Source organism: Umezawaea sp. (genome assembly GCF_036375055.1).
In the GTDB taxonomy this organism is placed as follows: domain Bacteria; phylum Actinomycetota; class Actinomycetes; order Mycobacteriales; family Pseudonocardiaceae; genus Umezawaea.
Genome location: NZ_DASUSQ010000053.1, coordinates 1 through 8,244 on the forward strand (window position 1 = coordinate 1; position 8,244 = coordinate 8,244).

Below are 8,244 nucleotides of genomic sequence, written 5' to 3' on the forward strand. Positions count from 1 at the left end.
CGTGGCCTCGGCCCTGCCGTCCTCACGTCGTGCCCGCATCCACGCGGCGCACGTCTTCGGCGTGATCTGACCAGGCGTGGTCACCTCCGGGTACGCCCGCCCCAGCCATCCGACGAACTGCCTGACGGCCCGGACGTACACCTCGACGGTCTTTTCCGATACCGTTCCGGCCCGCAATTCCAGAGCCCACTCGTCCACCCAGTCGACCAGCAGATTCACAGTGCTAGCGTACGGCGAAGTTCTCGTGGCAAGCAACGATGTGCGGAACGCCCGACGGCAAGGAGTCGATCGAGATGACCGACGTAACAGCAGGTGAAGTACCTTGCCTGCCACTGACCGGCGAGCGTACGCTTCCAGGAGTTAGCCACGAGAACTACTGGTTCCGCAGGCACGAGGCGGCCTACCTCGACCTGCTGCGCCACTGCGCGGACGCGGTCGTGCTGGAGGCGGGCTGCGGCGAGGGCTACGGCGCGAAGCTGATCGCCGAACGCGCCGCGCGGGTCGTCGCGCTGGACTACGACGCGTTCACCGCCGCGCACGTCGGCGCCGCCTACCCGGAGCTGGCCGTGGTGCGCGGCAACCTGGCGTCGCTGCCCCTGCGCACCGGGAGCGTGGACGTGGTGGCGAACCTCCAGGTGATCGAACACCTGTGGAACCAGGAGGAGTTCGTCGCCGAGTGCGTGCGGGTGCTGCGCCCCGGCGGCAGGCTGCTGATGACCACGCCGAACCGGCTGACGTTCTCGCCGGGGCTCGACAAGCCGCACAACCCGTTCCACACCAGGGAACTCGCGCCCGACGAGCTGCACGAGCTGCTGGACGTGCCCGGCCTGCGGGTCGAGGCGCTCACCGGGCTGCGGCACGGGCCGAGGCTGCTCGGCCTGGACGCCGCGCTCGGTGGCTCGATCATCCAGGCCCAGGTGGACGTGGTGCTGTCCGGCGGCGGGTGGTCGCCCGAGCTGCTGGCCGCCGTGACCTCCGTGCGCAGCGAGGACTTCGACCTCACCGCCGACGACCTGGACACCAGCCTGGACCTGGTGGCCGTGGCGGTCCGCGCATGACCGACGAGGGCACGTTCTGCCTCGTGCTGCACAGCCACCTGCCGTGGCTCGCGCACCAGGGCGGGTGGCCGGTCGGCGAGGAGTGGCTGTACCAGGCGTGGGCCCACTCCTACCTGCCCGTGGTGGACCTGCTGGAGCGGTTCGCCGCGGAGGGGCGCCGGGACGTGCTCACGCTCGGCGTCACGCCGGTGCTGGCCGCGCAGCTCGACGACCCGTACAGCCTGCGCGGCGTGCACGACTGGCTGGGCAACTGGCAGCTGAGGGCCCACTACGCGGGGCGGCGGCTGGCGGACCTCAGCTCGTACGAGCACCAGCGGTCAGCGTGGGCGCTGGAGAGGTTCGAGACGCGCTGGCGGCACGGGTTCTCGCCGGTGCTGCGCCCGCTGGTCGACTCCGGCGTGGTCGAGCTGCTCGGCGGTCCGGCGACGCACCCGTTCCAGCCGCTGCTCGACCCCCGGCTGCGCGCGTTCGCGCTGCGCACCGGGCTGGAGGACACGGCGCTGCGGATCGGCTCGACGCCCGAGGGGATCTGGGCCCCGGAGTGCGGCTACGCGCCCGGCATGGAGACCGGCTACGCGGCGGCGGGCGTGCGGCGGTTCGTGGTCGACGGCCCGTCGCTGAACGGCGACACCTCCGCCGCGCGGACCGTCGGCGACTCCGACGTCGTCTGCTTCGGCCGCGACCTGGAGGTGTCCTACCGGGTGTGGTCGCCGCAGGTGGGCTACCCCGGCGACCCGGCGTACCGCGACTTCCACACCTACGACCACCCGACCGGCCTCAAGCCGTCGCGGGTGACCGGCGTGGACGTCGCGCCCGAGGACAAGCGGCCCTACGAGCCCGCGGCGGCCGTCCCGGTGGTGCGGCGGCACGCCGAGGACTTCGTGGACGCGGTCGTGCGGCGGTTGCGGGACCTGAGGCAGCGGCACGGGCGGCCCGGCCTCGTCGTGGCCGCGTACGACACCGAGCTGTACGGGCACTGGTGGCACGAGGGTCCGGCGTGGCTGGAGGCCGTGCTGCGGGCGCTGCCGCTCGCGGGCGTGCGCGTGACGACGCTGCGCGGGGCGCTGGAGGCCGGGCACCTGGGCGGGCGGGTCGACCTGCCGCCGTCGTCGTGGGGCGCGGGCAAGGACTGGGGCACGTGGGCCGGGCCGCAGGTGTCCGACGTCGTGCACGGCAACTCCGAGGTGCAGCGCGAACTGCTGGCGCTGGACCTCGACGGCGCGGTGCGCGACCCGGTGCTGGACCAGGCCGTGCGGGAGGCGCTGCTGTCGCTGTCCAGCGACTGGGCTTTCATGATCACCAAGAACTCCGCGGCCGACTACGCCCGCTACCGGGCGAAGGTGCACGCGGAGCGGTTCCGCGAACTCGTGACCCGGCGCGGGGACACCGCCCGCGCGGCGGAACTGCGCCTGCTCGACGGTCCGTTCGGCCACCTCGACGCCAGGGGACTGACGACGGGCACGAAGTGCGAGGATGTCTCATGCGCGTGCTGATGTTGTCCTGGGAATACCCGCCGGTCGTCGTGGGCGGGCTCGGCAGGCACGTCCACGCGGTCGCGACGCAGCTCGGCGCGCAGGGCCACGACGTCGTGGTGCTGTGCCGCCAGCCGTCCGGCAGCGACGCGATCACCCACCCCACGACGGACGAGGTGTCCGAGGGCGTGCGGCTGATCCGGGTCGCCGAGGACCCCGCGCACCTGGTGTTCGAACGCGACCTGGTGGCGTGGACGCTGGGGATGGGGCACGCGATGACCCGCGCGGGCCTGGCGCTGCTGCGCGGGTGGCGGCCCGACGTCGTGCACGCGCACGACTGGCTGGTGACGCACCCGGCCGTCGCGCTGGCCGAGGCGGCGGAGGTGCCGCTGGTCGCGACCGTGCACGCCACGGAGGCCGGGCGGCACAGCGGGTGGCTGTCGCAGACGTTGAACCAGCAGGTGCACTCCGTCGAGTGGTGGCTGGCGAACCGGGCCGACTCGCTGATCACCTGCTCGGACGCCATGCGCACCGAGGTGGCGCACCTGTTCGACGTCGACCGGGGCGGGATCACCGTGCTGCACAACGGGATCGAGCCCCGCCGCTGGCGGGTCAAGCCCGCCGACGTCCTCGCGGCGCGGGAGAGGTACAGCCCGAACGGCGACCCGCTGCTGCTGTTCTTCGGCCGCCTGGAGTGGGAGAAGGGCGTGCAGGACCTGCTGGCCGCGCTCCCCCGCGTCCGCCGCGCCCACCGGGGGACCCGGCTCGTCGTCGCGGGCGAGGGCAGCCACGCCGACTGGCTCGTGGAGCAGGCGCGCAAGCACAAGGTGCGGCGGGCGGTGGACTTCGTGGGCCACCTGTCCGACCGGGAGCTGACGGCGGTGCTCGCCGCGGCCGACGCCGTGGTGCTGCCCAGCAGGTACGAGCCGTTCGGGATCGTGGCGCTGGAAGCCGCCGCCGCCGGGACGCCGCTGGTGGCGTCGACGGCGGGCGGGCTGGGCGAGGTCGTGCGGGACGGGGACACCGGTCTGTCGTTCGCGCCGGGCGACGTGGACGGGCTCGGGGTGGCGGTGCGGTCGGTGCTGGCGGACCGGCCCGGTGCGGTGCGCCGGGCTCGGGCGGCGAAGGCGCGGCTGGCGACGGACTTCGACTGGACGAAGATCGCGGCCGGGACGGTGGAGGTGTACCGGGCGGCCGAGGTGGGCGCTCCGGTCGTCCTGGGGCGGCCGAAGATCGCGACCGGCAACATGTTCGTCTGAACCCGGTACTCCACTCCGGTGCGAAACGTGGTCGTCGCGCGCCGCGGGTGTCCATGATGGCCCGGTGACCAAGTGGACCTGGATCGTCGCGGTGGGGTGCGCCGCGCTGTCCGGGCCCGTGCTCACCGGTCTGGTCGGCCCGTTCTGGGCCGTGGCGGCGGTGCTGCTGCCCACGGCCGTGGCGGCGCTGGCCCTGCGGGAGTCCGACCGCAGGGCCGCCGCGCTGGCGGGTGAGCTGGACGAGGTCCGCCGGACGGCCACCGCCCGCGCCGACCTGGTCGCGGCGGTGAGCCACGACGTCCGGACGCCGCTGGCGATGGTGAAGGTCGCCGCCGACCTGCTGCTCCAGGGCACCCCCGGCGAGGTCAACGAGCGGCAGCGGCGGTTCCTCACGACGATCTCCGACCAGACCGACCAGACCATCGCCATCGCCGAGGACCTGCTGGTGCAGGCCAGGATCGAGGCCGGGGTGTTCGCCGCGCGGCTCGCGGAGGTCGACCTGAACCGGGTCGTCGCGGACGCGGTCCGCGGGCTCCGGCCGCTGGCGGAGCAGCGCGACCAGCGCATCACCGTCGACCTGCCCCGGCTCCCGCCGGTGGTCACCGCGGACGAGCGGCTGATCACCCGCGCCATCGTCAACCTGAGCACGAACGCGATGCGGTTCACCGCGAACGGGGGCATGGTCGTGCTGCGGGTGATCAGCAACGACGACTCGGCGGTCATCAGCGTCACCGACGACGGGGCGGGCATGACACCGCGGGCGCGGGAGAAGCTGTTCCGGCCGTTCGTCTCCGGCTCGCCGCTGGCCGACGGGACCGGGCTTGGTCTGGTGCTGACCCGGCAGATCGCGCTGCTGCACGGCGGCAGGCTGCTGGTCGACACGTCGCCGCGCCGCGGCACCACCATCATGCTGCGGCTGCCGCACCGGAGGACACCGTGACCGACGACGCCCCGCTCGCCCTGCTCGCCGAGGACGAGCCGCAGATGGCCGACATGGTGGCGTTCATCCTGGAGACCGAGGGCCTGCGGGTCCGCACGGTCCACGACGGCCTGCGGGCCCGCGAGGCCTGGCTGGCGGGCGGGGTCGACATCGCGGTGCTCGACGTCGGGCTGCCCGGTCTGGACGGGATCTCGCTGTGCCGGGAGATCAGGGCGGCGGGGGCTCTGCCGGTCCTGGTGCTGACGGCCCGGTCCGACGACGACCAGGTGATCGAGGGCCTGGAGGCCGGGGCGGACGACTACGTGGCCAAGCCGTTCAAGCCGCGCGTGCTGGCGCTGCGGGTCAACGCGCTGCTGCGCCGGACCTCGCCGCGCGCCACCGGACCCGTGACCGTCGGCGAGCTGCGGATCGACGCGCGGACGCGGGTGGTCACGGCGGCGGGCCGGTCCGTGGCGCTGACCGACCGGGACTGGCGGCTGCTCGCCGCGCTGGCGGTCCGGCCCGGTGAGGTGGTGTCGTGGCGGAAGCTGCTCGCCGAGGTGTGGGAGGCCGAGGACTGGGTCGGCGGGCGGGACATGGTGAAGGCCGGGATCTACCGGCTGCGGCAGCGGCTGCACGACGACACCGCCCGCCCGCACTACATCGAGACCGTGCGCGGGGCGGGCTACCGGCTCCTGCCGTGAGGGCGTTGGTAACCGCACCATCACCGAGCATCACCTCGCGGTGACGCCACCGCCCTCCCCCGGTCCCTACCGTTCTCATCAGCCCCGACGACGCCGTCCGGGGAGATGATCCCGACAGGGGGAAGTCCGATGCGCAAGACGACAGCCGTGCTCGCGGCTCTAGCGCTCACCACCACCGCCACCGCGTGCTCCCAGCGCGCTCCCGAGGCGTCCGGTCCCGGCAAGGGGGTCGTCGTCGCGTGCGGCGCGGCCGAGGACTGGTGCCAGCGGATGACCGCGGGTTTCACCGCGAAGACCGGCATCCCCGCCAACCACGTCCGGCTGTCGAGCGGCGAGGCCGTCGCCCGGTTCGGCGCGTCGAAGGGCAGCCCCGAGTTCGACGTGTGGCACGGCGGCCCGGCGGACGGCTACGAGGCCGCGCGGGAACAGGGGCTGCTCCAGCCCTACACCTCCGCCGCCACCGGGAAGATCCCGGCGAGGTACCGCGACCCGGCGGGCTACTGGACCGGCGTGTACATCGGTGCCCTCGGCTTCTGCTCCAACCGCGACGTGCTCGCCAAGGCCGGCCTGGAGGCGCCGACGTCGTGGGACGACCTGCTGGCGCCGGGGTTCGCGAAGCAGGTCGCCATCGCGCACCCGGCGACGTCGGGCACCGCCTACACCGCGCTCTACACGCTGGTGCGGGTCAAGGGCGGCGAGGAGGCCGGGCTCCGGTACTTCCAGGAGTTCGGCAGGTCCGTGCTCCAGTACAGCAAGAGCGGCAGCGCGCCGGGGCAGATGGCCGGGCGCGGCGAGGTCGCGACCGGCGTGCTGTTCTCGCACGACTGCGTCAAGTACCAGGAGGAGGGCTCCACGTCGCTGGTCGTCACCTTCCCCGAGGAGGGCACGGGGTACGAGGTCGGCGCGGTCGGGATCCTCGCGGGCGCGCGGAACCCGGACGCGGCCAAGGCGTACGTGGACTACGCGGCGAGCGCCGCGGCGCAGGAGATCGGCCCGTCGGTGAAGTCCTACCAGCGCCCGACCTCGCCCGACGCCACCGCCGCGCCCCAGGCGTTCGACCCGATCGCGGTGAAGCTCGTCGACTACGACGTCGCCGCCGCGGGAGCGGCCAGGAACGGCCTGGTCGAGCGGTTCGAGGCGGGCGTCGCCGCGACGCCCGCGAACTAGGGCGGGGGGACGGCATGTCGGTGCTCCACCGCGTCCGCTCGAAGCCGGCGCTCGCGATCTCGCTCGTCGTCGTCACCACCGTGCTCGGTGTCGGCCTGCTCTTCCCGGTGTTCCAGGTGGTGCTCACCGCGTTCTCGCCCGAGGGCCTGGACGCCGCAGGGTCGCTGGTCGGCTCGTCGGCCAACCGCGGCGTCGTCGTCAACACCGTCGTGCTCGGCCTGTCCGTCGCGTCGGTCGGCACGGCGCTCGCGTTCCTGTTCGCGTTCGTCCGGACGCGGCTGGACGTGCCGTTCAAGCGGGTCCTGCACGTGATCGCCATCGTGCCGGTGGTGAGCCCGCCGTTCGCCCTCGCCACCGCGCTGGTCGTCCTGTTCGGCCGCAACGGCGTGATCAGCCAGGGCGTCTTCGGGGTGCCGTACGACATCTACGGCCTGGACGGGCTGACGGTCGCGCTGGCGCTGTCGTTCTTCCCCGTCGTGTACCTGACCCTGGTCGGGATGCTGGAGCGGCTCGACCCGTCGCTGGACGAGGCCGCGACCAGCCTCGGTGCGGGCCGCGCCACGGTGTTCCTCACCGTGACGCTGCCGATGCTGCTGCCGGGGCTCGCGGGCGGGTTCCTGCTGCTGTTCGTGGAGGCCACCGCCGACCTGGCCAACCCGCTGGTGCTCGGCGGCGACTTCACGGTGCTGTCGTCGCGGGCCTACATCGCCATCACCGGCGAGTACGACGTGGCGTCCGGCGCGGTGTTCTCGCTGTCGCTGATGGTCCCCGCCGTGCTGGTTTTCCTGCTCCAGCGGTACTGGATCGACCGGCGGAAGGTCTTCAGCGTCACCGGGAAACCCACCGGCAGGCCGCAGACCTACCGCGGCCCGGTCGCCCTCTGCGCCTACGGCGTGGCGGTCCTGGTGGCGCTGGTGATCGTGCTCGTCTACGCCACCATCCTGTTCGGGGCGTTCACCGCCGTGCCGGGCGTGAACAACGCGTTCACGCTGGCGCACTTCGACTTCGTGCTCTTCGGCATCGGCTCGGAGGCCATGGTCGACACGACCGTGATGGCGGTGGTCGCCGCTCCCCTGGCCGGGCTCCTCGGGGTGCTGATCGCCTACCTGGTCGTCCGGAAGCTGCCGCGGTTCGGGCCCGTGCTCGACTTCGTCGCGATGCTCGGCGTCGCCGTGCCCGGCACCGTGCTCGGGATCGGCTTCGTGCTGGCGTTCCGCTCGGAGAACCTGCTCGGCGGCGTCACGGTCGTCCCGTCGCTCGTCGGCGGCGCGGCGGTGCTCGGCGGCGCCGTCGGCATCGTGGTCGTGCTGGTCGTCCGCAGCCTGCCCGCGGCCGTCCGGGCGGGGGTGGGCTCCCTGCACCAGATCCACCCGTCGATCGACGAGGCGTCGGCCTCGTTGGGGGCGGACGACTCGACGACGTTCCGGCGGATCACGCTGCCGCTGATCCGGCCCGCGCTGCTGGCGGGGTTGACGTTCGCCATCGCGCGGTCGATGACGACGCTGTCGCCGATCGTGTTCCTGACGACGCCCGACACCAAGATCATGGCCGCGCAGATCCTCGCCGAGGTCGACGCGGGCCGGTTCGGCAACGCGTTCGCCTACTGCTGCGTGCTGATGGCCATCGTGCTCGCGCTGATCGGCCTGGTGCGCCTGGCCCTGCGCG

General features: G+C 73.3%; 8 protein-coding genes. 7 read left to right on the forward strand and 1 reads right to left on the reverse strand.

All coding sequences use genetic code 11. The features are described from left to right. Window positions 1-219 (reverse strand): site-specific integrase (locus VFZ92_RS15475; protein WP_330876617.1); only part of this gene is annotated, 219 nt, incomplete at its 3' end. Between the two features lie 74 nt (window positions 220-293). On the opposite strand from VFZ92_RS15475, the gene VFZ92_RS15480 reads away from it, so the two are divergent. From VFZ92_RS15480 to VFZ92_RS15510, 7 genes are all read left to right on the forward strand, one after another. After that, on the forward strand, window positions 294-1,058 hold the full coding sequence (locus VFZ92_RS15480; RefSeq protein WP_330876624.1) for a class I SAM-dependent methyltransferase: 765 nt from the start codon (window positions 294-296) through the stop codon (window positions 1,056-1,058). Next, window positions 1,055-2,551 carry a glycoside hydrolase family 57 protein gene (locus tag VFZ92_RS15485; protein ID WP_330876618.1) on the forward strand — a complete coding sequence of 499 codons (1,497 nt, stop codon included), beginning with the start codon at window positions 1,055-1,057 and terminating at the stop codon, window positions 2,549-2,551. The genes VFZ92_RS15480 and VFZ92_RS15485 overlap by 4 nt, the downstream gene beginning before the upstream one ends. Further along, entirely contained in the window at window positions 2,539-3,789 is a 1,251-nt protein-coding gene (locus VFZ92_RS15490; protein ID WP_330876619.1) for a glycosyltransferase family 4 protein, read from the forward strand. Before VFZ92_RS15485 ends, VFZ92_RS15490 begins: the two co-directional genes overlap by 13 nt. Window positions 3,790-3,853: 64 nt before the next feature. Further along, window positions 3,854-4,729 (forward strand): HAMP domain-containing sensor histidine kinase, encoded by an 876-nt coding sequence (locus tag VFZ92_RS15495; RefSeq protein WP_330876620.1) that lies wholly within the window; start codon window positions 3,854-3,856, stop codon window positions 4,727-4,729. After that, window positions 4,726-5,412, forward strand: a complete 687-nt coding sequence (locus VFZ92_RS15500; RefSeq protein ID WP_330876621.1) for a response regulator transcription factor — start codon at window positions 4,726-4,728, stop codon at window positions 5,410-5,412. Before VFZ92_RS15495 ends, VFZ92_RS15500 begins: the two co-directional genes overlap by 4 nt. A gap of 129 nt (window positions 5,413-5,541) precedes the next feature. After that, window positions 5,542-6,579, forward strand: coding sequence for an ABC transporter substrate-binding protein (locus VFZ92_RS15505; protein WP_330876622.1), 1,038 nt, complete (start codon window positions 5,542-5,544; stop codon window positions 6,577-6,579). Between the two features lie 14 nt (window positions 6,580-6,593). Then, a partial coding sequence (locus VFZ92_RS15510) for an iron ABC transporter permease (protein ID WP_330876623.1) occupies window positions 6,594-8,244 on the forward strand: 1,651 nt, incomplete at its 3' end.

Bases quoted from the DNA above. Each gene is read 5' to 3' on its own strand.
- VFZ92_RS15480 (WP_330876624.1), top strand. From the start codon at position 294: ATGACCGACGTAACAGCAGGTGAAGTACCTTGCCTGCCACTGACCGGC.
- VFZ92_RS15485 (WP_330876618.1), top strand. From the start codon at position 1,055: ATGACCGACGAGGGCACGTTCTGCCTCGTGCTGCACAGCCACCTGCCG.
- VFZ92_RS15490 (WP_330876619.1), top strand. From the start codon at position 2,539: ATGCGCGTGCTGATGTTGTCCTGGGAATACCCGCCGGTCGTCGTGGGC.
- VFZ92_RS15505 (WP_330876622.1), top strand. From the start codon at position 5,542: ATGCGCAAGACGACAGCCGTGCTCGCGGCTCTAGCGCTCACCACCACC.